This window comes from Phenylobacterium sp. (genome assembly GCF_020402505.1).
Lineage (GTDB): Bacteria > Pseudomonadota > Alphaproteobacteria > Caulobacterales > Caulobacteraceae > Phenylobacterium.
Genome location: NZ_JADBZL010000174.1, coordinates 1 through 23,580, shown reverse-complemented (window position 1 = coordinate 23,580; position 23,580 = coordinate 1). Strand labels below are relative to the sequence as shown.

20 protein-coding genes and 1 pseudogene are annotated in these 23,580 nt (G+C 68.4%); 4 read left to right on the top strand and 17 right to left on the bottom strand.

Going from position 1 to position 23,580, the window contains the following annotated elements:
• Window positions 1–309: pseudogene (locus IM632_RS12040) on the top strand (indole-3-glycerol-phosphate synthase TrpC); the annotation flags it as partial.
• A gap of 90 nt (window positions 310–399) precedes the next feature.
• A complete protein-coding gene (gene lexA, locus IM632_RS12035) occupies window positions 400–1,095 on the top strand; it encodes a transcriptional repressor LexA (protein ID WP_296484226.1) in 696 nt (231 codons plus the stop codon).
• Here the strand turns inward: lexA and IM632_RS12030 are convergent.
• A complete protein-coding gene (locus IM632_RS12030) occupies window positions 1,092–3,266 on the bottom strand; it encodes a ComEC/Rec2 family competence protein (protein ID WP_296484228.1) in 2,175 nt (724 codons plus the stop codon). The genes lexA and IM632_RS12030 overlap by 4 nt on opposite strands.
• Before the next feature lie 16 nt (window positions 3,267–3,282).
• Here IM632_RS12030 and gltX point away from each other — a divergent pair, with 16 nt between their 5' ends.
• Together gltX and gltA are read left to right on the top strand one after the other, a co-directional pair.
• Entirely contained in the window at window positions 3,283–4,707 is a 1,425-nt protein-coding gene (gltX, locus tag IM632_RS12025; protein ID WP_296484231.1) for a glutamate--tRNA ligase, read from the top strand.
• Window positions 4,708–4,744: 37 nt separating this feature from the next.
• The gene (gene gltA / locus IM632_RS12020; RefSeq protein WP_296484234.1) at window positions 4,745–6,028 is read left to right on the top strand and encodes a citrate synthase; all 1,284 of its coding nucleotides are present in this window, start codon (window positions 4,745–4,747) and stop codon (window positions 6,026–6,028) included.
• Here gltA and lpxB read toward each other — a convergent pair.
• The 16 genes from lpxB to dnaE form a co-directional block, all read right to left on the bottom strand.
• Window positions 6,001–7,191: a lipid-A-disaccharide synthase gene (lpxB, locus tag IM632_RS12015; protein ID WP_296484236.1), complete on the bottom strand. Its 1,191-nt coding sequence runs from the start codon at window positions 7,189–7,191 to the stop codon at window positions 6,001–6,003. The genes gltA and lpxB overlap by 28 nt on opposite strands.
• Window positions 7,188–8,027, bottom strand: coding sequence for a UDP-2,3-diacylglucosamine diphosphatase LpxI (lpxI, locus tag IM632_RS12010; RefSeq protein WP_296484239.1), 840 nt, complete (start codon window positions 8,025–8,027; stop codon window positions 7,188–7,190). Before lpxI ends, lpxB begins: the two co-directional genes overlap by 4 nt.
• 4 nt (window positions 8,028–8,031) lie before the next feature.
• The gene (gene lpxA, locus IM632_RS12005; RefSeq protein WP_296484242.1) at window positions 8,032–8,832 is read right to left on the bottom strand and encodes an acyl-ACP--UDP-N-acetylglucosamine O-acyltransferase; all 801 of its coding nucleotides are present in this window, start codon (window positions 8,830–8,832) and stop codon (window positions 8,032–8,034) included.
• Complete coding sequence (gene fabZ / locus IM632_RS12000; RefSeq protein WP_296484244.1) at window positions 8,829–9,293, bottom strand: 3-hydroxyacyl-ACP dehydratase FabZ; 465 nt, start codon at window positions 9,291–9,293, stop codon at window positions 8,829–8,831. Before fabZ ends, lpxA begins: the two co-directional genes overlap by 4 nt.
• On the bottom strand, window positions 9,290–10,309 hold the full coding sequence (gene lpxD, locus IM632_RS11995) for a UDP-3-O-(3-hydroxymyristoyl)glucosamine N-acyltransferase (protein ID WP_296484247.1): 1,020 nt from the start codon (window positions 10,307–10,309) through the stop codon (window positions 9,290–9,292). The genes fabZ and lpxD overlap by 4 nt, the downstream gene beginning before the upstream one ends.
• Window positions 10,310–10,350: 41 nt before the next feature.
• Complete coding sequence (locus tag IM632_RS11990; protein ID WP_363278508.1) at window positions 10,351–10,992, bottom strand: OmpH family outer membrane protein; 642 nt, start codon at window positions 10,990–10,992, stop codon at window positions 10,351–10,353.
• Window positions 10,993–11,002: 10 nt separating this feature from the next.
• On the bottom strand, window positions 11,003–13,366 hold the full coding sequence (gene bamA / locus IM632_RS11985; RefSeq protein ID WP_296484279.1) for an outer membrane protein assembly factor BamA: 2,364 nt from the start codon (window positions 13,364–13,366) through the stop codon (window positions 11,003–11,005).
• Window positions 13,367–13,398: 32 nt separating this feature from the next.
• Complete coding sequence (rseP, locus tag IM632_RS11980; RefSeq protein WP_296484282.1) at window positions 13,399–14,601, bottom strand: RIP metalloprotease RseP; 1,203 nt, start codon at window positions 14,599–14,601, stop codon at window positions 13,399–13,401.
• Window positions 14,602–14,603: 2 nt separating this feature from the next.
• On the bottom strand, window positions 14,604–15,821 hold the full coding sequence (gene dxr / locus IM632_RS11975; protein ID WP_296484284.1) for a 1-deoxy-D-xylulose-5-phosphate reductoisomerase: 1,218 nt from the start codon (window positions 15,819–15,821) through the stop codon (window positions 14,604–14,606).
• Entirely contained in the window at window positions 15,809–16,627 is an 819-nt protein-coding gene (locus IM632_RS11970; protein ID WP_363278510.1) for a phosphatidate cytidylyltransferase, read from the bottom strand. The genes dxr and IM632_RS11970 overlap by 13 nt, the downstream gene beginning before the upstream one ends.
• Before the next feature lie 4 nt (window positions 16,628–16,631).
• The gene (gene uppS, locus IM632_RS11965) at window positions 16,632–17,327 is read right to left on the bottom strand and encodes a polyprenyl diphosphate synthase (protein ID WP_296484302.1); all 696 of its coding nucleotides are present in this window, start codon (window positions 17,325–17,327) and stop codon (window positions 16,632–16,634) included.
• Window positions 17,328–17,439: 112 nt separating this feature from the next.
• Window positions 17,440–18,003, bottom strand: coding sequence for a ribosome recycling factor (gene frr, locus IM632_RS11960; RefSeq protein ID WP_296484290.1), 564 nt, complete (start codon window positions 18,001–18,003; stop codon window positions 17,440–17,442).
• 20 nt (window positions 18,004–18,023) lie between these two features.
• Window positions 18,024–18,743 (bottom strand): UMP kinase, encoded by a 720-nt coding sequence (pyrH, locus tag IM632_RS11955; protein ID WP_296484293.1) that lies wholly within the window; start codon window positions 18,741–18,743, stop codon window positions 18,024–18,026.
• 130 nt (window positions 18,744–18,873) lie between these two features.
• Window positions 18,874–19,809 carry a translation elongation factor Ts gene (tsf, locus tag IM632_RS11950; protein WP_296484295.1) on the bottom strand — a complete coding sequence of 312 codons (936 nt, stop codon included), beginning with the start codon at window positions 19,807–19,809 and terminating at the stop codon, window positions 18,874–18,876.
• A 61-nt stretch (window positions 19,810–19,870) separates the two neighbouring features.
• On the bottom strand, window positions 19,871–20,671 hold the full coding sequence (rpsB, locus tag IM632_RS11945) for a 30S ribosomal protein S2 (protein WP_293511200.1): 801 nt from the start codon (window positions 20,669–20,671) through the stop codon (window positions 19,871–19,873).
• Between the two features lie 173 nt (window positions 20,672–20,844).
• On the bottom strand, window positions 20,845–23,580 hold a 2,736-nt coding region (dnaE, locus tag IM632_RS11940; protein ID WP_296552386.1), incomplete at its 5' end, for a DNA polymerase III subunit alpha.

Here is a 23,580-nt window from a genome sequence, read left to right as displayed (position 1 = left end):
CGGTTTGGCATGGACGCCCTGGTCGAGGTGCATGACGAGGTCGAGATGGCTCGCGCCGGCAGGCTGGGGGCCAGGCTGGTGGGGGTCAACAACCGGGACCTCCGGAGCTTCATCACCGACCTGGCCGTCACGGAAAGACTTGCCGCCCAGAGACCTGAAAACGCTCAGCTTGTGACGGAAAGCGGCATCTTCACCCGGGCGGACGCCGAGCGACTGTCGCAATCCGGCGCCGTCGCCATGCTGGTCGGAGAGAGCCTCATGCGGCAGGCGGACGTGACGGCCGCGACGCGGGACCTTCTGGGCACCTGACGCCGCCACCGGGCCGCTTGACAAGTCGAAAGAACACCTTGAGAACACGCGCAAGAGTTGTTGCTTTGTTCCCTGGAGGGGGCTCCGGATATGCTCACGCGCAAGCAGCACGAGCTGCTCATGTTCATTCACGAACGCATCAAGGAGACGGGAGTCTCCCCGTCCTTTGACGAAATGAAGGATGCCCTCGACCTGGCGTCCAAGTCTGGTATCCACCGGCTGATCACGGCCCTGGAGGAACGGGGATTCCTGCGCCGGCTGCCGCACCGGGCCCGCGCCCTGGAGGTGGTCAAGCTGCCCCAGCAGGCGACGGCCTCCGCGCCGCCGAAGGGCCGTGGCCCGGCCCGTCTCACCGTGGTCGAACCAGGTGATCCCCCCCTCGCCCCCTTGGCCGCCAACGACACCCGGGAGCTTTCCGTCCTCGGACGCATCGCCGCCGGCACGCCCATCGAGGCGATCCAGCAGGAGCGGGACCGAATGCATGTCCCGGAGGCGATCCTTGGGTCCGGCGAGCACTTCGTTTTGGAGGTCCAGGGCGACTCGATGATCAACGCCGGCATCCTCGACGGCGACAAGGTCGTGATCCGCCGAACCGACTCCGCCAACTCAGGCGACATCGTGGTCGCCCTGGTCATGGGCGAGGAAGCCACCCTGAAACGCCTGCGGCGGCGCGGCGCCTCCATCGCCCTGGAGGCGGCCAACCCCGCCTACGAAACCCGCATCTTCGGGCCGGACCAGGTCGAGGTGCAGGGCAAGCTCGTCGGCTTGATCCGCGCCTACCACTAGGGGGCGGGCGCCGACCAGGGCCTGAGTCCACGCAGGGGCTGGGCCCAAAGGGCGTCCCAGCCGCCGTCCGGTCGTCGCCAGAGCTCCACCGCGCCACCTGCACGAAAGTCGGAGTCATCCAGAACCACGCGGGTCGCGCAGGGTCCCTCCGGTCGCTCGGCGCGGAGGATGATCAGGTCGGCCTTGGCGCAAGCCGCCTGGAACTCCCTCAAGAGAACACCGGGTCTGCGGGTCCAGATCACCGCGACGGGAAGGTCGCCGCCTCCGGGCTGACAGGCATGGGCGCTGCAGACCAGGCCCGCCCCGCTGGGACCGGCCTCCGCGCCCATGGACAGTCCCCGCCGCCGCGCCCAGACCTCGGCGCCGAACCTGCGGACATCCGGCCGCAGGAAGACGGCGGCGTCTCCGACCCTGACGGCCGCAGAAGCCGCGTCGTGGGCGACCCAGAGGTCCGGCGACGGCGTGCGCGGGGCGAGGTTCACCGCCAGGGCCAGGGGCAGTCCAAGCCAGCGGAGCGGCCCCCGCCACAGGCAGATGAAGAGGATGCCCAGAAAGGCGACCGGCAGGGCCCAGGGTGGGGCGCTGGCGACCACCTGCTCGGCCCCGGGCAGGCCGGCGAAGGTGCGGGCCACGGCGTTGAGGGCGTCGATCCCCAACCCGGCCGCTTCGAGGGGCGGATCACCCAGCCCCAGGGGCGTCAGGAGAACGCCCAGGGCCAGGGCCGGCATGAGCAGGAGGGTGGAAACCGGCTCGGTGACCAGGTTGGCCGGCAATCCGTAGAGAGCCACCCGGTTAAAGTGCTGGAGGGCGAAGGGTCCGGTCGCCAGGCCCGCGGCCAGAGAGATCAGGACGCCTGCCACAAGAGCGGTCAGCCCCCCCTGCAGGAGCCGTACGGCGAGCGGGGCGGAAATCTCGCGGACCGGGGTTGGCCAGGCCTCCGCAAGGGCGACCAGCGCAGCGGTTGCAGCGAAGGACATCTGGAACCCAGGCTGGGTCACAGCCTCCGGCCGCAGGATGAGGACGATCGTGGCCGCCGCCGCCAGGGTGCGCAGGCTGATGGCGCGGCGGTCCGCCAGTATGGCCGCGAAGGCCGCGCAGGCGGTCACCCCCGCCCTGAGGGCCGGATCGGGCGCGCCGGACAGGACGAGATAGCCCAGGGTGGCGATCATCCCGCCGCCGGCGGCGATCTTTCGCCCAGGAAGGCGCAGAGCGAGGGCCGGGACCCCGGCGACGGCCAGGCGAAGGAGGCCGAAGACGAACCCGCCGACAATGGCCATGTGCAGGCCGGAGATCGAGATGATGTGGGCCAGACCCGCCGCTCTCAGCGCCTCGACCTGGGCGGCGGGCACGAAGGCTTCGTGACCGGTGGTCATGGCCGCAGCGAGGCCGCCCCGATCCGGGCCCATCCGGTCGACGAGCCGCCGGGTCAGGTCCCAGCGAAAGGCGTTGATGCGCATCTGCAGGACCAGCCCGCCCGGGAGGCCTGCCTCCGATGAGGGCAAGACCCGAAGCTGGCCCAGTGCGAGCCCCACCCCGCCCACGCCGTCGAAGAAGGCGTCGCGGGCGAAGTCGTAGGAACCCGGGGAGGATGGCGGCGGCGGCGGATTGAGCAGCGCCGGGACGGAGACAAGTTTCCCGGGCGCCGGGGGCGGTTCCGGACCCCGGAGCGTCAGTCGGATCCGGACGGGCGTCTCCCCGGGGGCAAGACCCGAAATGGCCACGGGGGCCAGAAGCACCCGGCTTCCCCCCTGCCCCGGACTGGCGACGTCCACCACCCAGGCTTCCACCCGCCGCACCTCGCCGCCCTCCGGCGCAACGGGGGCCCGAACCTGCTCGGTTCGTATCCGGCCGAGGGCGAACCCGGCCAGGAGACAGGCCGCCAGAACCAGCACCCGGGAGGCGGCGGGCCGGAGGGTGGGACTGAGGCTGGCCAGCACGCAGGCAGTAGCGATCGCCAGGGTCAGGACCGCCAGGGAAAAGGCGGGCTCGACGGGCAGGACGAAGTAGACCGCCGTCCCTCCGCCCAGGGCCACCGGCGTCCACAAACCGAAACGCCCGGCCTGGAGCGAGGCCTGACGGCGCAACCAGGCGCTTGCACGCGCGAGACTAGGATGGCCGGCGAGGCGCATGCTAAGAGGCGGCCGGCCGCCAGTGGCGGCCTCCTCAGTCATCTGCCCCGGAACTCTCATGAGCGAACGTCAGGTCGTCACGCGCATCGCGCCCTCGCCGACCGGGTCCATGCATATCGGTACGGCGCGCACAGCCCTGTTCAACTGGCTGTACGCCCGCCGGATGGGCGGGAAGTACCTGCTCCGGATCGAGGACACCGACCGGGAACGGTCGACGGACGCCGCCGTGAAGGTGATCCTCGACGGCCTGTCCTGGCTGGGGCTGGAGCCGGACGAGCCGCCGGTGTTCCAGTTTTCCCGCGCCGACCGACACCGCGCGGTCGCCCTGGAACTGCTGGCCCGGGGCGGGGCCTACCGCGACTACATGACGCCTGACGAGCTGGCGGAGGAACGCGAGAGGGCGCGCGCCGAGGGCCGGGTGGTGCGCTCGCCCTGGCGCGACGCCAACGGCGGCCCGGAAGACCCGGAGCGACCGCACGTGATCCGCCTGCGGGCGCCCCAGTCCGGCGAGACCCGGATCGACGACCAGGTGAAGGGCGAGGTGATCTTTCGCAACGCCGACCTGGATGACCTGATCCTGCTGCGTACGGACGGCACGCCCACCTACAACCTCGCTGTCGTGGTCGATGATCACGACATGGGGGTGACCCACGTCATCCGGGGGGACGACCACCTCACCAACGCGGCGCGTCAGACCCACATCTATCAGGCCATGGGATGGGAAACGCCGGTCTGGGCTCATCTGCCCATGATCCACGGGCCTGACGGCAAGAAATTGTCCAAGCGGCACGGCGCCCAGGCCGTCAGCGAATTCGACGACATGGGCTATCTGCCCGAGGCCCTGCGGAACTACCTGGCCAAGCTGGGCTGGGGACACGGCGACGACGAGATCTTCACCGACGACCAGGCCCGGGCCTGGTTCGACATCCGCGACGTGGTGGGCGCTCCCGCCCGCCTGGACTGGGACAAGCTGAACCACCTCAACAACCACTATATCCGGCTCGCCGATCCGGAACGGCTGGCGGGTCTGGTGGAGAAGGTGCTGCGCAGCCGCGACTGGCCCCTCCATGACGGCGACCGCGAGATCCTTCTGCGGACCCTGCCCCTGGTCCGGGAAGGCGCCCGGACCGTTCTGGACCTGGCGGACGCCGTGATCTTCGCCCTCAAGCGCAGGCCTCTGGAACTGCCGGAGAAGGCGCGTGGACAGCTGACGGAAGAGACCTGCGCCCGTCTTGGCCGCCTGGCCGTACAGCTTGAAGAGGCCGAGTGGACCCTCGCCGCCCTGGAGGCGACAATTCGGGGCTTTGCCGAGGCCGAAGGCGTGGGTATCGGCAAGTTCGGCCCCGCCCTGAGGGCCGTTCTGTCGGGGGGATCGCCGGCGCCGGACCTTGCGGGCGCGCTGATTTCCGTTGGCCGGGATGAAAGCCTGGCCCGGATCCACGATGCCCTTCCTAACGAAGCGTTAGGCGGTATAAGGCTTTAAAACAGATGTTCAATTTCCACCGGAACGAGGGGATGTGATGGGGGATTCGGCTAAGATCAGCGTCGAGGGCAAGACCGTCGAGCTCCCGGTCCTGCGGGGCACCGATGGCCCGGCGGTGCTGGATGTGCGCAAGCTCTATGCGGAAGCGGACGTTTTCACCTACGACCCCGGCTTCACCTCGACCGCCTCCTGCGAAAGCAAGATCACCTTCATCGATGGCGACAAGGGCGTCCTGCTTCACCGCGGCTATCCCATCGACCAGCTGGCCGAGAAGTCGACCTTCCTGGAGGTCTGCTATCTGCTGCTGAACGGCGACCTGCCCAGCGCCAAGGAGTACGAGACCTTCCAGAACACGATCACGAACCACACCATGGTTCATGATCAGTTTGACCGGTTTTTCAATGGCTTCCGGCGTGATGCTCACCCGATGGCCATTATGGTCGGCGCCGTCGGGGCCCTTTCGGCCTTCTACTATGACAGCGCCAACATCGACGATCCGCAGCAGCGGATCATCTCGTCGCACCGCCTGATCGCCAAGATGCCGACCATTGCGGCGCGGGCCTTCAAGTACTTCCGGGGCCAGCCCTTCGTCTATCCGCGCAACGAGCTCTCCTACTCCGAGAACTTCCTGCGCATGTGCTTCTCGGTGCCCGCCGAGGACTGGAAGCCCAACCCGGTCCTGACCCGGGCCATGGACCGCATCTTCATCCTGCACGCCGACCACGAGCAGAACGCCTCCACCTCCACGGTGCGCCTGGCGGGCTCCTCGGGCGCCAACCCCTTCGCCTGCATCGCCGCCGGCATCGCCTGCCTCTGGGGCCCCAGCCACGGCGGGGCGAACGAGGAAGCGCTCAACATGCTGGCCGAGATCGGCTCGGTGGACCGCATCCCCGAGTACGTCCAGGGCGTGAAGGACCGGAAGTACCGGCTGATGGGCTTCGGTCACCGGGTCTACAAGAACTACGACCCGCGCGCCAAGGTGATGCAGCAGACCTGCCATGAGGTCCTGGCCGAGGTCGGCCACTCCGACGACCCCCTGTTGAAGGTGGCGATGGAGCTGGAGAAGATCGCTCTCAACGACCCCTACTTCGTGGAGCGCAAACTCTATCCGAACGTCGACTTCTACTCAGGCATCACCCTGCGGGCGCTCGGCTTCCCGCCGGAGATGTTCACCGTGCTGTTCGCCCTGGCGAGGACGGTGGGCTGGATCTCCCAGTGGAAGGAAATGATCGAAGATCCGTCGCAGAAGATCGGCCGTCCGCGGCAGATCTACACCGGCGCCGCCGCGCGGGATTACGTGCCGCTCAATAAGCGCGGCTGATCCTTCGATAACATATCCAGAATGACCTTCGCGGCGGCCTCCGAGGGATCGGGGCCGCCGCGTCCCATCTTGTCGAGGGCGGCGTCCTGGGCTGCGACCTGGGCGCGGCGGAAGGCCGGGTCCCGGAGGCGCCGGTCAAGCTGGGCGGCCAGGCGCGGCCCCGTGCAGTCCCCCTGGATCAGCTCCGGCGCCACGAATTTGCGGGCGGCGATGTTGAACAGGACGACCCAGGGGGTGCGGATCAGGAACTTCGCCACGAAGTAGGTCACCGCCCCGAGGCGATAGGCCACCACCATGGGAACGCCCGCCTGCGCCACCTCCAGGGTCACCGTCCCTGAACAGGCCAGGGCCAGATCAGAGGCCTTCATGGCCTCGCGCTTCTCCTGCTCGCCGTCCACGACATGGACCCGGAAGGGCCAGCCGGCCACCGCGCCGCGCACCCGGTCGGCGACGGCGTCCGCCACTGGCAGGACCACCTGGAGGCCGGGATGATCCGTCTTGAGCCGACGGATGGCGTCTTCGAAGGGGCCGAGGAGGCGATCCACCTCCCCGGGTCGGCTGCCGGGCAGGACCAGGAGCACAGGCGCCTGCGCTCCGATCCCGTGCCGGGCCCGGAAGTCGGCGGGATCGCAGGAGCTGAAGTCCATGTGCAGGGCCGGGTTGCCGACGAAGGTGGTGGGCAGGCCCCAGGCCTCGAAGTAGGGCGGCTCGAAGCTGTTGATGACCAGGAGGTGGTCGACCAGGCCCGCCAGCGCCCTGGCCCGGCCTGGGCGGGTCGCCCAGACCTGAGGCGCCACGTACTTTACCAGGCGCACCCCCGGCGCCAGCCGACGAAGCGCCCGGGCCGCCAGCCAGCTGAACCCCCAGGAGTCGATCAGCACCACGAGGTTGGCGCCCTCCCGGGCGGCGGCCCTCGCCACCTCCTGCGCCCGCCGCCGGACCCGGGGGATGGCCAGGAGGCCCTCAAGCAGGCCGAAGACCGAGATCTCGGACATGTCGAAGAGGCTGGTCACACCCGCCTCGGCCATGCGCGGGCCCCCGACCCCGATGAGCTTCAGGTCCGCGCCCAGGCCAGCCCGCAGCGCGCGGGCGAGGCCGGCGCCCCGGTCATCTCCGGAAGGCTCCCCAGCCACCAGCATGATGACGGGCGAGTCGGCGCTCACGGTCCCTCGATCCCCACGACGAAGAGGCCCAGTTCATCGGCCAGGGCGACCAGGGCCTCGCGATCGAGGACAAGCGTCCGCCCCGCCTCACCCGCAATGCCCGCCAGACCCGCCTGCGCCGCGCCGCGCACGGTCGCCGGACCCAGGGTCGGCAGGTCCACCCGGGTTTCCTGGATCGGCTTGGGCGCCTTGGCGAGGACGCCGCGGCGGCGGCCCGCCTCGCCACGGAGGGCCGGCGCCACCTCCCCGGCCACCCGCCGGAGCATGGAGTCGGTGCCTTCCTGGGCTTCCACCGCGAGAACCAGGCCATCGCAGACGACGGCGCCCTGCCCGATGTCGAGCTCGCCGATCCGACGGGCGATCTCCAGGGCCCGCCGGATGTCGGCCTGGTGCTCGGGGCCCGGCGCATGCCGCCCCAGGGGCCCGGCCCCGAGAACGAGGTCGCTGCGCGCCTCGTGGGCGCCCTCGATGGCGAAGCCTTCCTTGCGGAACTCGTCCAGCACGGCGCGCAGAAGGGCGTCGTCGCCCTTGCGGGCCTCAAGGACCAGGCGGGGAAGCATGGCCATGCCGCGCAGGTCCGGCTTGAGGGCGGCGAAGTCCGGTCGGGCCACGTTTCCGGCGAGGCAGACCGACTCGCACTCGGCTTGCTTGAGCACCCGGATGCACCGTCCCACCTCAGCCAGGCCGACGACCTGCCCCGGAAAGGCGTCCATGGACGGATCCGCAAAGCCCCGCAAGCGAACGACGAAGAGAGGCCGGCCGGTCTCCACACAATGACGCGCGATCTGCAGCGGCAGGTCGCCGCCGCCGGCGATCAGGCCGAGGCGCCCCGGCATGGGGTCAGTCCTCCCGGGCGGGGAGGCAGATGGGACGGTTGGCCTCGTCGGCCCGGATGAAGTCGATGACCTCAAGGACCGGTGCGCTGTGCCCGTAGAGGGCAAGGGTGTCGTCGATCCGCTCCTGGAAGCTGCCCTCACGGGCGAACAGCAGGCGATAGGCCGCTCGCAGGTGACTGATGGTCTCCCGGCTGAAGTCGCGACGTTTGAGGCCGACCAGGTTCAGGCCTTCGAGGTGGGCGTGGTTACCCCAGACCAGGCCGTAGGGAATGACGTCCTTGGTCACCGCCGCAAGGCCGCCGATGAAGGCGAAGCGCCCTACCCGGCAGTGCTGGTGGACGGCGGCGAGCCCCGAGACCATCACATGGTCGCCGATCTCCACATGTCCGCCCAGGGTGGCCGAATGGGCGAGGATGACATTGTCACCGACGCTGCAGTCATGGCCGACATGGCTGGTGGCCATGAACATGCCGTCATTGCCGACCCGGGTGACGCCGCCGCCGTTGGCGGTGCCGATATGCATGGTGACGTGTTCCCAGATCTGGTTCCGGTCGCCGATCACCAGTTCTGTGGGTTCGCCCTTGTAACCGGTGTGATGCGGCGGACCGCCCAGGTTCGTGAAGTTGCGGACCAGGCAGTCCGCGCCGATCGTCGTCCGGTTCTCGATGACCACGTGGGCCAGGATCCGGGTCCGGGCGCCGATCCGGGCGTGCTCGCCGACAAGGCTGTAGGGCCCGACGCTGACGCCCTCGTCGAGCTGGGCTCCGGGCGCGACGATGGCGGTGGGGTGGATGTCGACGGTCATTGCGGAGTCTCCACCAGCATGGCGGCGAACTCCGCCTCGGCGGCGACCTTGTCGCCGACCATGGCGCGCCCTTCGAACTTGAAGAGTCCGCCCCGGGCCCTGGCGACCCGGACATTGAGTTTCAGGAGATCCCCCGGGCGGACCGGATGCCGGAAACGGCAGTTATCCACCGAGGCGAACAGGATGGTCTTGCCCCGCGGGTCCACGTCCAGGGTCTTGGACATCAGGACGGCGCCGGTCTGGGCCAGGGCCTCGACGATCAGGACGCCAGGCATGACCGGATAGTCCGGGAAATGGCCCTGGAAAAAGGCCTCGTTGATGCTGACCGCCTTGATGCCGGTGATGGACTCGCCGGGGACGTAGTCCTCAGCCCGATCCACCAGGAGGAAGGGATAGCGATGGGGAATCCGGGCGAGGATCTCGCCGATCTCAATACTCGTGGCGGCGGTCGCGTCGGTCATGACTCCCCTCCTCTGCTGCGGACGCCTGCGGCGCGGGATAGCCAGGCGACCTCCCGCAGCCAACGCTGGACCGGCTTGGCGGGAAAGCCTGCCCAGGTCTCGCCCGCCGGAACATTCTTCAGAACCCCTCCGGAGGCGCCGATCCTGGCGCCGTCGCCAATAGTCAGGTGGTCAGCGATCCCGGCCTGCCCGCCGAACTGGCAGCCGTCGCCGATGGTGACGCTGCCGGCGATACCGGTCTGCGCCGCCAGGACGCAGTTCCGACCGATGCGGACGTTGTGAGCGATATGGACCAGGTTATCGAGCTTGCTGTTCTCACCAATTACAGTGTCCTCGTAGGCGCCCCGGTCGACGGTGCAGCCGGCGCCGATGGTTACACCGTCCTGCAGGATCACCCGCCCCAGCTGGGGAATGTCGATCAGACCGGTCGCCCCCGCAGTGGCCCCGAAGCCCGCCTCGCCAATCACGGCGCCGGCCAGGATCTTCACCCGGTCGCCGACGAGGGTGAAGCTGATGGAGACGTTCGCCCCGATCCGGCAGTTGCGCCCGATGGTGACGCCGGGACCGATCACCGTGTTGGGTCCGATCACGGTTCCCGCCCCGATGGCCGCGCCAGGACCCACCACCACGCCGGGACCGAGACTGACTCCCGGCTCCAGACGGGCTTCAGGCGAAATCGGATCTACGCCCAGATGGCGCCGGGGGGCGTGCAGGGCTTCCGCCGCCAGGGCGAAGGCCATGTGAGGGTTGCGATGAACCAGCGGCGCGCAGCCTGCGGGCAGGTCCGCGGCCAGGACCTCCGGGACAAAGCAGGCGCTGGGCGGCTGGCCAAGGAGGTCCCCAAGGAAGCTGCGACCGGTGACGAAGGCCACCGCCCCCGTCCCGCCCCGGGATGCGGTGGCAACGCGATCTATCTCCGCTTCCGGCGCGCCGCCCGGCGTCCGGGCGCCGGTCAGCTGGCAAATGGCCTCAAGAGAGAGCGGGCCGGTCGACTCAAAGAAGCGTGGATCAGGCATGGCCCGGTATCCTCGCCGACCCGCGACGAGGACGCCAGCCCTTACGGCCTCCGGGCCGGCTGGGCTGGAGCGGGAGCCGCAGCCGCCGGAGCCGGCGCCGCCTGGTCAAGACGCTCGCGATCAAAGGCGAACTGGGTGATCTTGGCGTTCAGGCCGGTAATCACCGAGGTGGTGATGTCCATGGCGGGATTGGCCAGGACGACCGCATCCCGCTGAATGAGAACGGTGCATTTGGCCTGCTGGTAGGAAGAGCGGATCACCGGCTCGAGTTCCTGGCCGACCCGGCCCAGGGCCTTCTGCTGGGTCGCCTGCAGCTCGCGCTCACGCAGCTGGGCCTTGCGCTGCAGGGCCGCGGCGCGAACCTGGAGGGTGGCGTTCTTCTGATCAAAGGCCCCCTGGTCCAGGGTCGCCTTCTGGGCGTCGAGGGTCTTGGCCTCGTTCTGGATGGCCGTCTGTTCGGCGCTCAGTTCCGTCTGCACCTGCTGGGCGATCTGCTGCAGGCGCGTTTGGACGTACTTGCCCACCGTCGAGGAGCTGATGGCCCCGTCGAGGGAGACGATACAGACGCCGGCGATGGCCGGACCATGGTTGACCGGCGGGGCGGCCGGGGGCGTCTGGGCCTGGGCCGAGGCCGCGGAAGCCAGGACAGCGGCGACGGCGGCGAGGATGGCGGACGTTTTCATATGCATGATTTCAGAACTTTGTGGTTTGCGAGAAGCGGAAGGTTTCGACCCGGTCATAATCCTCGCGCTGGAGGATCTGGCTGAAGTCGAAGCGGATCGGTCCCATGGGTGAGCGCCAGAACACGGACAGACCTGCGGAGGCGCGCAGGGACAGGTCGTCATAAATGCCGGGAATGGGCTGGCCGTCAGCGCCGGTCTTGATCTTGTCATCCAGGATGCCGAGCGTACCGACATCGGTGAAGACAGAGGCCCGGATGCCGTACTGCTGGGGGATGAAGGTGGGGATGGTGAGCTCAGCCGACCCGATGGCGAAGGCCTCGCCACCCAGGGCGTCAGACCGGCCAAAGCTGATGTCGCGGGGGCCAATGCCGGCGACCCGGAAGCCCCGGAAGCTGTTTCCGCCCTTGTAGAAGCGGTCATTGATCCGGATGACGTCGTCGCCCCAGGCGCCGATGTAACCGGCGCTGCCGGACAGGCTCAGCACAAAGTCCTTGTTGAAGCCGTAGTACCAGCCGCCCTCCAGCTCGGAGCGCAGGTAGTTCACATCCCCGCCCAGGCCAGCAAGGTCCTGGGCCAGACTGACAAAGAAGCCCCGGGTAGGCCGGACCGGATCGTTCCGTCGATCAAGGGTCACCTGGTAGCCCAGGAGAGAGGTCGTGTAACGGCCCCGCTGATCGCAGAGGGTCTGAGAGACCTGCTGCTGGGTTGGATCGCAGAAGATACCCGGCACCTCGACGTCGTCCTCACGCAGGACATAACGCATGGTCATGAAGGCGTCCGCCGTCAGGGGGAAGCCGATCCGCAGGTTCGTGCCAAGAGACGTCGTCTTGTAGGAGGAGTAGTCGGAAAGGTCGTAGACAAAATAGTAGAGGTCCACGCCAGCCCTCAGGTTGCGGTCCAGGAACCGCGGTTCCGTGAACGAGAAGTCCAGCTGCTGGCGATAGGATCCCCAGGACACCCGGGCCCGGGCATCCTGGCCGCGACCCCGGAAGTTTCGCTGGGTGATGCCGAGGTCGATCATCAGTTGGTCCACCGATGAGTAGCCGGCGCTGAAGGTCAACTCGCCTGTGGCCTGCTCTTCGACCGTCACAAGCAGGTCGGTCCGGTCGGCGTTGGCGGTGGGCGTTTCCTCGATGGTCACTTCCTTGAAGAACCCAAGGGCCTTGAGGTTGTTCTCCGACCGGTCGACCAGAGCGCGGTTGTAGGCGTCGCCCTCCACGAGGTTCAGCTCCCGCCGGATCACGTGGTCCAGGGTCTGGGTATTGCCGATGATGTCGATGCGGTTGACGTAGACCCGCGGTCCCTCATTGACCTGGAACACCACGTTCACGGTCCGGGTGGCCGGATCCGCCACATAGCGGGGCCGGACGTCCACAGAGGCGAAGCCGGCGGCCCCGGCGGCGAAGGTCAGGGCGTCGGTCGCGGTCTCGATCCGCTCATCCTCGTAGAGGTCGCCGGAGCGGATGGGTACGAGCTGGGTCAGGACCGCAGTGTCGAGCTTCTTGAGCTCGGTCTCCACGGAGATCTTTCCGAACCGATATCTCGGACCCTCTTCGAGGGTGTAGGTCACGGCGAAGCCGTTCCGCGCGGAGGACAGTTCGGCGACGGCCGAAATGACCCGGAAGTCATAGAAGCCCCGATTCCGGTAATGCTTGCGCAGCTGTTCCTTGTCGTACTCCAGGCGGTCCGGGTCGTAGTTCGCATTGTTGGAGAAGAACCGGTACCAGGCCGATTCCTCAGTCACCACGACATCGCGCAGGTCGTTGTCCGAGAACTCGACATTGCCGAGGAAGTTCACGCCGAGCACGCCGCTCTTCTCGCCCTCACTGATCTCGAAGATCAGGTCCACTCGCTTCTGCGGCAGTTCGACGATCTTGGGGGTGACGGCGGCGGAGATCCGGCCGGAACGGCGGTAAAGCTCGATGATCCGCTGAACGTCCGACTGGACCTTGGCCCGGGTGAAGATACCCCGGGGCCGGACCGTGATCTCGTCGCGAAGCTTGTCCTCCTTGAGACCGGAGTTTCCTTCAAAGACCACCCGGTTGATGATCGGGTTTTCCACCACCTGGATGGTCAGGTCACCATCCGACAGGCCGACCTTGACGTCAGAGAACAGATCCGTCCGGAACAGGGCCTTGAGCGCCAGGTCGATCCGGGCGGGGTCGACAGTGTCGCCCACGCCGATCGGCAGGTAGGACAGGATGGTCGACTGCTCGATCCGCTCGTTACCGACGATAATGATACGTTGCACCGCGCCCTGCTGGGCGGCGGCGGCCTGGGCCCGGGCGACGCCGGGCGCGACAAGCGCGCTGCCGCCCAGGAGGATGGCCAGTCCGGAGACGAGGGCGGCGCTGCGGGCGCGTCGGGTTTGCATGGTCAGGGCTATCACCAGAAAGAAGCGCGTGATCAGGAGAACAATCCGCCGAAGAACTGGAAGACCTGCAGCCTCTGCAAATCATTCCAGGTGGCGAACAACATCAAAGCCAGCACCAGCGCAAGGCCCACCCTGTATCCGGCGGCCTGGACGCTGGCCGCAAGGGGCCTGCGCGCCACCGCCTCGTAGGCGTAGAACAGCAGGTGACCGCCGTCGAGGACGGGGATGGGAAGCAGGTTCATGAACCCGATGCCCACTGAGAGAACCGCCGCCAGGGCGATCAGGTTGGCGCCGGCATAAAGCACCTTACGCCCCAGGTCGGGGGCAGCCTCGGCGCCCGCCTTGGCGATCTGGCCCGATATCTGGGCGATGCCGAGGGGTCCGTTGAGCTGCTCGGCCGACATCTGGCCGGTAATCATCCGCCCCAGGGCGTAGACGCTGGTGGTCAGGACGCGCCAGGTGCGGTCGACACCCTTGGCCACCGCCTCGAGGGGGCCGAAGGTTTGTCGCACAACCTCTTCGGTAGGGCCCAGTCCGATCCGGCCGACCCGCGGCGCGCCGGGCTCGGTCTCGGTCCGCCGCCATTCCGGAGTGGCGGTCAGCCGGATCTCCCGGCCATCCCGGTTGACGACAAAGTCGGTGGAAGCCCCGCCCCGGACCTGAACCACCTCCACCAGGTCCTGGAAGGAGCCGATTCTGCGACCCGCCGCCTCGACCACCAGGTCGCCCTTCCGGAAGCCCGCCGCCTCGGCGACGCCGCCGGGCTCCACCATGCCGATCCTCGGCGACAGGGTGCGCTCGCCAAAGGCCATGAACAGGGCGGCGAAAAGGACGATGGCCAAGAGGAAGTTCGCCGCAGGACCGGCCGCCGTGACCAGGGCGCGCTGCCACACGGGCTTGAAATGGTAGTGCCGCGCCAGGGCCTCCGGTCCGCTTCTGGCCAGGATTTCGGCCTTCATGGCCTGCAGGCCCGCCGCATCGGGCACGCTGGCGACATTGGGGTCACCGGCAAACATCACGTATCCGCCCAAGGGGATCCAACCTACCCGCCACTCCACTCCGGAGCGGTCCCGCCGCGAGAACAGGGCGCGACCAAAGCCGATGGAGAAACGCTCCACAGCCACCCCGCAGGCCCGCGCGGCCAGGAAGTGGCCCAGCTCGTGGATGGTCACCACCAGCGACAGGACAAGGATGAAAGGCGCAAGGTGCCAGATGAAGTTGGCGATCAGCTCCATGGTCAGGCCGCTCCCCTCGCCCGCCGGGCTTCGACGGCTGCGGCCGCCAGGACGCGACCGGCGTGATCCACGCGCCGGGCCTGCTCGAGGATATCGTCAGCCAGAGGGTTCGTCATGTCGTCTCCCAGGTGCTCCGCACCCGCTTTATCCAGGGTTTCCGACACGATTGCGGCAATATCGAGATAGCCGATACGCCGGTCAAGAAAGGCCTCGACAGCCACCTCGTTCGCCGCGTTCAGCAGCCCGGGCGCCGGACCGCCGGCCCTGAGGGCCTGCCGCGCCAGATTCAGGGCGGGAAACCGCGCCGGGTCCGGCGCTTCGAAGGTGAGCCGGCCCAGCCGCCCGAGGTCGAGCCGGGGCGCGGGCCAGGCGACCCGGTCCGGCCAGGCGAAGGCCACGGCGATCGGCGTGCGCATGTCCGGCGGCCCCAACTGCGCCAGGCTGGAGCCGTCGGCGTACTCCACCAGGCTGTGAATGATCGATTCCGGATGCACCACGACATCGATCCGGTCCGCATCCACCCCGAACAGATAGGCCGCCTCGATCATTTCCAGGCCCTTGTTCATCATGGTGGCGGAATCGATGGAGATCTTCCGGCCCATGTCCCAGTTGGGATGGGCGAGGGCCTCCTCCGGGGTCGCAGCGGCCATCCGCTCCGTGCTCCAGGTGCGGAAGGGACCGCCCGAGGCCGTCAGGATCAGCCGGGAAACCTGCGCGGCCTGACGCGGATCAAGCGCCTGGAAGATGGCGGAGTGTTCGGAGTCCACCGGGATCACCGCCCCGCCCGACAACCGGGCGCGGCGCAGCAGAGCCGGGCCCGCGCAGACAAGGCTCTCCTTGTTGGCGAGGGCGACAATGGCGCCGGCCTCGATGGCGGCCAGGGTGGGCGCCAGCCCGGCGATCCCGACGATGGCCGACATCACCCAGTCCGCCGGCAGGGCGGCGGCGGCCTTCACCGCCCCTTCCCCGGCCTCCACGGCGACGCCGGAGCCCCGGAGGCGCCGGGCGAGTTCATCCACCCCGCGGAGATCGGCGATGACGGCCACCTCCGGGCGCCACTCCAGAGCCTGCTTGGCCAGCAGGGCCACGTTCCGCCCGCCGGTCAGGGCCCGCAGCCGCACCGGCCGTCCCAGCGCCTCGAAGAGCTCCAGAGTGGAAACCCCGACGGAACCCGTGGACCCCAGAATGGACACCGTCCGCGGAGCGCTCAATGGCCCCACCCCAGGTGGTTCACCAGCCGGACGGCCGAGAGCATGACCACCACGAACATCAGGCCGTCCACCCGGTCCAAGAGGCCGCCATGCCCGGGAATGAGGTCGCTGGCGTCCTTCACGCCGAACCGGCGTTTGAGCATGGATTCCCAGAGATCCCCCGCCATGCCGGCGAGGCCGCCGCACAGCCCGGCGAGGGCTGCGGCCCAGGGATTGAGGTTGAAGACCGGCAGGGCGGCCAGGGCCACCGCCGCAAGGACAGCCCCGGCTAGCCCCCCCAGAAAGCCCGACCAGGTCTTGTTGGGCGAGAATCGCGGCCAGAGCTTGGGGCCGCCCACAAGGCTGCCGACGAGGTAGGCGGCGACATCGGCTGTCCAGGCGACGGCAAAGGTCATGAAGATCCACCACCGGCCCTCGGGCATGGAGCGGAGCCAGATGAAGCAGACCGCGGCGGCGCCAATGTAGAGGACCCCGAGGGCCGCATTGCCAGGCCGCTCGGAAACGCCCCGCGCCACCACCGCCGCAAGGGCCCCGCCCACCGCCAGGACGCCCCAGGCGATGAACATGCTGTCCCTTTGGGCGAAGAAGACGGCGGTCAGGACCGCCGCGCAGACAGCGGTGGAAACTCGCGTGCGGGCGGTGGGCGCCGTCATGCCGCCCCACTCCACGCAGAGCCTGGCCACCGCCACGACGACCATGAGCAGGAAGGGCCAGGCCGGCTGGCCCGGGCCCATCTCGATCCAGACGGCGGCCAGCGCCGCAGGCAGGAGGATCGCCGCAGACGCCGCCCGGACGCCCAGGTTCCCCCAATCCAACCCTCTAGCCGGCGACAAGGACGTCATCGGAGACAGCTCCCCCGAAACGGCGGTCGCGGGACCGGAAGGCGGTGATGGCGTCGGCGAGGCTGGCCGCATCGTAGTCGGGCCAGAGGACGTCCTGGAAAACCAGTTCGGCGTAGGCCGCTTCCCAAAGGAGGAAGTTGGACAGTCTCTGCTCGCCGGACGGCCGGATGATCAGGTCCGGGAGCGGCAGGCCAGCCGTCGAGAGGCTGCCGGCGAAGACGGACTCGTTGATGGTCGCCGGATCCAGGCGTCCCGCTGCGGCGGCTTCGGCCAACCTCCGGGCGGCGTCCGCAATGTCGGCCTGTCCGCCATAGTTGAAGGCGATCTGCAGGAAGAACCGGTCGTTGCGAGCGGTCCGCTGTTCAGCCTCGTTGAGCAGGGCGACCAGATCCGGCGCCAGGCCCTCCCGTCGGCCGACGGCGCGCACCCGGACGCCTTCCCGCTCCAGACGCTTCAGGTCGGAGTCAAAGTAGCGCTTCGGCAGGGCCATGAGCTCGCTCACCTCGGCGGCGGGACGGCTCCAGTTTTCTGTGGAAAAGCCAAAGACAGTCAGCCAGCGGACGCCCAGGTCCGGCGCCGCCGCCACGGTCCGGCGGAGCGCCTCGACGCCCGCCCTGTGCCCCATGGTCCGCGGCAGGCCCCGCTTCTGGGCCCAGCGACCATTGCCATCCATGACGATGGCCACATGGAACGGCCCTCCAGCCGCGGAGGCTGCGGACGCCGGTCCCGACGCCTCGGGGGATGTCTTGGACCTTCCGGCCATGTCGCCTCCGCCCGCCTGCGGGCTAGACCTGCATGATCTCTTGTTCCTTGGTTTTCAAGGCCTCGTCGACCCGCTTCACGGCCTCGTCGGTCATCTTCTGAACCTCGGACTCCATGCGCTTCTGCTCATCCTGGCTGATCACCGAGTCCTTCTCGGCCTTCTTCAGGTCGTCATTGGCGTCCCGCCGGACATTGCGGATCGCCACCCGCTGCTGCTCGGCGTACTTCGCCGCGATCTTGGCCAGGTCCCGTCGGCGTTCCTCGGTGAGCGGCGGGATGGGGATCCGCAGGGTCTGGCCCTCGACCACCGGATTCAGACCCAGGTCGGACGACCGGATGGCCTTTTCCACAGAGACCACCACCCCTCGGTCCCAGACGTTGACGCTGATCGAGCGAGGCTCGGGCACGGTGACGGCGGCCACCTGGTTCAGGGGGGTCGTCGCGCCGTAGGCCTCGACCATGATCTGGTCGAGGAGATTAGCCGACGCCCGGCCCGTGCGCAGGCTGGCGAACTCCTCCTTCAGGGCGGAGACCGCCTTGTCCATGCGGTCGCGATAGCGGGACAGTTGAGGCTTTTCAGCAGGCATGTCGGGCTCCCGGATTGCGGTCAGTTGATGGTGGTGAAGACGCCCTGACCGGTCAGGACCTTCATGAAGTTCCCCGGCTCGCGGATCGAGAAGACCACGATGGGAATCTGGTTGTCGCGCATCAGGGCGATCGCCGAGGCGTCCATCACCTTCAGGTCCTGCGCCAGGACGTCGTGGTAGCTGAGGGACTCATACCGGCGGGCCGAGGCGTCCTTCTTGGGGTCGGCCGTATAAACGCCATCGACGCTGGTGCCCTTGAAGAGGGCGTCGCAGCCCATCTCCGCGGATCGGAGGGCGGCCGGGGTATCGGTGGTGAAGTAGGGCGCCCCGAGGCCCGCGGCGAAGATCACCACCCGGCCCTTCTCGAGGTGCCGCAGGGCCCGGCGGCGGATGTAGGGCTCGCAGACTGCGTCCATCGGGATGGCGGACTGAACCCGGGTATCGACCCCGGCCTTTTCGAGGGCGCCCTGGAGGGCCAGGGCGTTCATGACGGTGGCCAGCATGCCCATGTAGTCGGCGCTGGCCCGCTCCATGCCCCGTCCCGCCAGCGAGACGCCCCGGAAGATGTTGCCGCCGCCCACGACCAGGCAGAGCTCCACCCCGGCGTCGACCACTTCCTTGATATCCTTGGCCACCCTGTCGAGGGTTTGGGTATCGATGCCGAACAGGGCGTCGCCCATGAGCACCTCCCCGGACATCTTCAAGAGGATCTTGCGGTAGCGGGGCTTGGGCGCGGTCATGGGCCGATCCGTCAGATGGGCCGCCCCGTCAGGGGTCGGGCCGGGAATCTTGCTGGAGTTTACATAAAACGAGGGCGTGGCGCGCGTCGAACGCACCACGCCCCCGAAAGACGCACCGGAAAGGGGCCGATCAGCCCTGGCCGCTCATGGAGGCCACCTCCGCGGCGAAGTCGTCCACCTTCTTCTCCACTCCCTCGCCGAGGGCGAAGCGCACAAAGCCCTTCACGGACACCGGCGCCCCCGTGGCCTTGGCGGTCTCGGCGACCAGCTGCTCGATCGTCTGGTCGGGATTCATCACGAAGGCCTGCTTCAGCAGCACGACTTCCTCGAAGAACTTGCGGATGCGGCCCTCGACCATCTTCTCCACGACGCCGGCGGGCTTGCCGGAGGCCAGAGCCTGCTCGGTGAAGATGGCCTTCTCACGCTCGACCGCGGCCGGATCCAGATCATCGGTGGACAGGGACAGGGGGTTGGTCGCCGCCACGTGCATGGCGATCTTCCGGCCCATCTCGGCCAGTTGAGCCTGGTCGCCCTTGCCTTCTACAGCCACCAGAACGCCGATCTTGCCGAGGTCCGGCACGATGGCTGAGTGGACGTAGGACGCCACAACGCCCTCGGGCACCACGAAGCGGTGCGCCCGGCGCAGGTTCATGTTCTCGCCGATGGTGGCGATCAGGTTGGTCACCATGTCGGCGACGGTCTCGCCGCCCGCAGTCTTGGCGGACGAGATGGCCTCGACGCCATCCTGGTCCAGGGCGATACCGGCGATCTCCTTGGCGGCCTTCTGGAACAGCTCATTCCGGGCGACGAAGTCTGTCTCGGCATTCAGCTCGACCACGACGCCGGTCATGCCGGCGCCATCCTTGCGCACGGCTGCGCCCACCAGGCCCTCGGCAGCGGCGCGGTCGGACTTCTTCGCGGCCTTGGACAGCCCCTTGGTGCGCAGCCAGTCGATGGCCAGGTCGATGTCGCCGTCGTTCTCCTGCAAGGCCTTCTTGCAGTCCATCATGCCTGCGCCGGACTTCTCGCGCAGTTCCTTCACCAGGGCAGCAGTGATCTCCGCCATCGGGAGCTCCTTCGGTCAGTGGATACGCCGGGCCCGGCGGGCCCGGCGGAGTTCAGGGCGATCAGGCCTCGGCCGCGGCCTCAGCCTCGGCCGGGACCTCAGCGGGCGCTTCGGCGGCCAGGGCGGGTTCCACCGGCTCGGCCGAGGCGCCCAGGTCGATACCCGACGCCGCAGCGCCGGCGGCCAGGCCGTCGAGGATCGCATCGGCCATCAGGTCACAGTAAAGCTGGATGGCGCGGGCCGCGTCATCATTCCCCGGGATCGGGTAGGTGATGCCGTCGGGATCGCAGTTGGTGTCAAGGATGGCGACCACCGGGATCCCGAGCTTGCGGGCTTCCTGGATGGCGATGGCCTCCTTGTTGGTGTCGATCACGAACATCAGGTCGGGGATGCCGCCCATGTCCTTGATGCCGCCCAGGGACAGCTCCAGCTTGTCGCGCTCGCGCGTCAGCTGCAGCAGTTCCTTCTTGGTGCGGCTGCCCTCTCCGCCCTCAAGGACGCCCTCGAGTTCACGCAGGCGATTGATGGAGCCGGACACGGTGCGCCAGTTGGTCAGGGTGCCGCCGAGCCAGCGGTGGTTGACGTAGTACTGGGCGCAGCGGCGGGCCGCCTGGGCGATCGGGTCGGATGCCTGGCGCTTGGTGCCCACGAACAGGACGCGGCCGCCGCCGGCGGCGACTTCGCGGACCTTGACCAGGGCCTGATGCAGCAGCGGGATCGACTGGGAAAGGTCGATGATATGAATGTTCGAACGGCTGCCGAAGATGTAGCGGTCCATCTTCGGATTCCAGCGGTGCGTCTGGTGGCCGAAATGGGCGCCAGCTTCCAGCAGCTGACGCATAGAGAAATCGGGAAGCGCCATGGGGTCGTATCCTCTTCTTCCGGTTGACCTCCGCAGACAAACCCCCCGGGCGGGGGACCGGAACGGCGCCGCCGGGATGTCTCCCCGGCTCCACCGAACGCCTGCGTGTGGAATGCCGCGCCGTGTAGGCTCAACCGGGCGAAAAGGCAAGTCGTGAAAGGATTTGGGCCCGCCTAGACGTCCTCGACGAAGACCACGCCGGGCGCCGTCTTCAGGGCGCCACGCACGGCGGGGCCCAGGTCGAACCGGCCGGGAAGCCGCACCTCGATCTCCCGGCCGCCCTCAACGGGGGCCACCAGGACGATCTCGCCGCCGCGCCCCTGCGGGGCCGTCGACAGGCGGGCCTTCAGGGCGTCGATGGCCAGGCTACGCGGCGAGACATGGATCCGAAGCCCCGCCACTGCGTTCTCGATCGCCGTCTCGACGGGCTCGGCGTCATCGCCGAAAAAGCGCACCTCGCCGTCCCGCGCCTTGGCCCGGACCTTGAGCGAGACCGCCCGGCCTGGCTCCAGCAGATCACGGCAGCGGCGCAGGGACTCCGGCGGGAAGAGCACCTCATACTCCCCGGAGGGATCGGACAGGGTCACAAAAGCGAACTTGTCCCCGCTGGCCTGGGAGGCCCGCTCCTGCCGTCGTCGCACCACGCCGGCCATGCGGAAGGCTTCCGCCCCCGCCTCCGCCTTGGGGATGACCTCGGTCAGAAGATCCGTGCGACGCCGCCGCAGGGCGGGCATCAGATCCTCCAGGGGATGACCCGAGAGGTAGAAACCCACCGCGGCCAGCTCCTCGTCGAGGCGGCGGGTCGGGGACCAGGACTCGGTGCGCGGCAGCCGGGGCCGTTGGGCCTCAACCTGGTCGCCGCCAAACAGCGAACCCTGGGACGAGGCCCGCTCCTCGGCCACGCTGTGGCCGTATCCGGCCAGCACCTCGGCGGCCTCCACCAGCTGGGCCCGGTCAGAGCCGAGGCTGTCGAAAGCGCCCGCGCGGGCCAGGGTCTCCAGCGTGCGCCGGTTCACCTGGCGCGGGTCGACCCGCTCGACGAAGTCGAAGATGTCGCGGAAGGGCCCGCCGGCGGCGCGGACCTCCACCACATGCTCCATGGCCTGCAGGCCGACGTTCCGGATACCGCCGAGGGCGTAGAGCACCTCCCCGTCCCCGACATCGAAGTCCGCGCTCGAGCGGTTGACGTCGGGGGGGCGGACGGTCACGCCGAACCGGCGGGCGTCATGATAGAAGACCGCCAGCTTCTCGGTGTTGGAGATGTCCAGGCTCATGGACGCCGCGAAGAATTCCACCGGCGCATTCGCCTTCAGCCAGGCGGTCTGGTAGCCGATCAGGGCGTAGGGCGCGGCGTGGCCCTTGTTGAAGCCATAGCCCGAAAACTTGGCCATCAGTTCGAAGAGGGTGTCGGCCAGATCCGGGTCCACCCCCCTTTCGGCGGCGCCGGAGAGGAAGCGGGCCCTTTGCTGGTCCATCTCCTCCTTCTTCTTCTTGCCCATCGCCCGGCGCATGAGGTCGGCTTCGCCCAGGGAATAGCCAGCCATGATGCGGGCGATGTTCATCACCTGCTCCTGGTAGACGATGACCCCGTAGGTCTCGGTCAGGACCGGCTCCAGGAGAGGATGGTAGACATTCAGCGGCTTACGGCCCGCCTTGGTGTCCACATAGGCCGGGATCGATTCCATCGGGCCGGGCCGGTAGAGCGAGATCAGCGCCGTGACCTCCTCGATGGAGCTTGGCCGCAGCTGGCGCAGGGTGTCGCGCATGCCCTGCCCTTCCAGCTGGAAGACGCCGACCGTTTGTCCCGACGCCATCAGCTCATAACTGGCCGCATCGTCCAGAGGCAGACTCTCAAGAGGAAAGTCCGCGCCCCGGCGCGCCAGGTGCTTCATCGCCCGGTCAATGACCGTCAGGGTCTTCAGGCCCAGGAAGTCGAACTTCACAAGGCCGGCGCTCTCCACCCATTTCATGTTGAACTGGGTCGCTGGAAGCTCGGACCGCGGATCCCTGTAGAGGGGGGAAAGCTCAATGAGCGGTCGGTCCGAAATCACGACGCCGGCCGCGTGGGTGGAGGCGTTCCGGTAGAGTCCCTCGAGCTTGAGAGCGATCTCCAGGAGCCTGGCGACGGACTCGTCCTCCTCCTGGGCCTGGCGCAGCCGGGGTTCCAGTTCGAGGGCCCGGGCCAGGGTCACGGGGTTGGCGGGATTGGCCGGAACCATCTTGGCCAGCCGGTCGACCTGCCCCAGAGGCATCTGCAGGACCCGACCGACGTCCCGCAGCACCGCACGGGCCTGCAGGGTGCCGAAGGTGATGATCTGCGCCACCCGGTCGCTCCCGTAGCGCTGCTGGACGTAGGCGATCACCTCCTCCCGCCGCTCCTGGCAGAAGTCGATGTCGAAGTCGGGCATGGAAACCCGCTCAGGATTGAGGAAGCGTTCGAAGACGAGGCCGTAGCGTAGCGGGTCCAGGCCCGTGATCAGAAGTGACCAGGCCACCAGGGAGCTGGCGCCGGAGCCCCGGCCCGGACCGACGGGGATGCTCTGTGACACCGCCCATTTCATGAAGTCCGACACGATCAGGAAGTAGCCGGAGAACCCCATCTTCTGAATGACGGCGATTTCCTGCTCCAGGCGGGCCTCGTAGGCCTCGAGCGGGACCGCCAGGGGATGAACGGTCAGGCGGGCGCGCAGTCCCTCCCGGGCCTGACTGGCCAGCTCCTCGTCCTCTGTCCGGCCCTCCGGGATGGGAAAGCGCGGCATGATCGGATCGCGCTTATTGACCATGAAGGCGCAGCGCCGGGCGATGTCGATGGTGTTGTCGCAGGCCTCGGGAAGATCCGCGAACAGGGCGCGCATGTCCGCCGCCGGCTTGAACCAGTGCTCCGGCGTCACCCGACGGCGCTCGTCCTG

Coding starts and splice junctions, on each gene's coding strand:
- tsf (WP_296484295.1), bottom strand. CDS start 19,809: ATGGCGGAGATCACTGCTGCCCTGGTGAAGGAACTGCGCGAGAAGTCC.
- lpxD (WP_296484247.1), bottom strand. CDS start 10,309: ATGCCTGATCCACGCTTCTTTGAGTCGACCGGCCCGCTCTCTCTTGAG.
- rseP (WP_296484282.1), bottom strand. CDS start 14,601: ATGGAGCTGATCGCCAACTTCATCTGGCACCTTGCGCCTTTCATCCTT.
- frr (WP_296484290.1), bottom strand. CDS start 18,003: ATGCCTGCTGAAAAGCCTCAACTGTCCCGCTATCGCGACCGCATGGAC.
- lexA (WP_296484226.1), top strand. CDS start 400: ATGCTCACGCGCAAGCAGCACGAGCTGCTCATGTTCATTCACGAACGC.
- pyrH (WP_296484293.1), bottom strand. CDS start 18,743: ATGACCGCGCCCAAGCCCCGCTACCGCAAGATCCTCTTGAAGATGTCC.
- gltX (WP_296484231.1), top strand. CDS start 3,283: ATGAGCGAACGTCAGGTCGTCACGCGCATCGCGCCCTCGCCGACCGGG.
- IM632_RS11990 (WP_363278508.1), bottom strand. CDS start 10,992: ATGAAAACGTCCGCCATCCTCGCCGCCGTCGCCGCTGTCCTGGCTTCC.
- uppS (WP_296484302.1), bottom strand. CDS start 17,327: ATGGATGGCAATGGTCGCTGGGCCCAGAAGCGGGGCCTGCCGCGGACC.
- lpxI (WP_296484239.1), bottom strand. CDS start 8,027: ATGCCGGGGCGCCTCGGCCTGATCGCCGGCGGCGGCGACCTGCCGCTG.
- fabZ (WP_296484244.1), bottom strand. CDS start 9,293: ATGACCGACGCGACCGCCGCCACGAGTATTGAGATCGGCGAGATCCTC.
- lpxA (WP_296484242.1), bottom strand. CDS start 8,832: ATGACCGTCGACATCCACCCCACCGCCATCGTCGCGCCCGGAGCCCAG.
- gltA (WP_296484234.1), top strand. CDS start 4,745: ATGGGGGATTCGGCTAAGATCAGCGTCGAGGGCAAGACCGTCGAGCTC.
- IM632_RS12030 (WP_296484228.1), bottom strand. CDS start 3,266: ATGACTGAGGAGGCCGCCACTGGCGGCCGGCCGCCTCTTAGCATGCGC.
- bamA (WP_296484279.1), bottom strand. CDS start 13,366: ATGCAAACCCGACGCGCCCGCAGCGCCGCCCTCGTCTCCGGACTGGCC.
- rpsB (WP_293511200.1), bottom strand. CDS start 20,671: ATGGCGCTTCCCGATTTCTCTATGCGTCAGCTGCTGGAAGCTGGCGCC.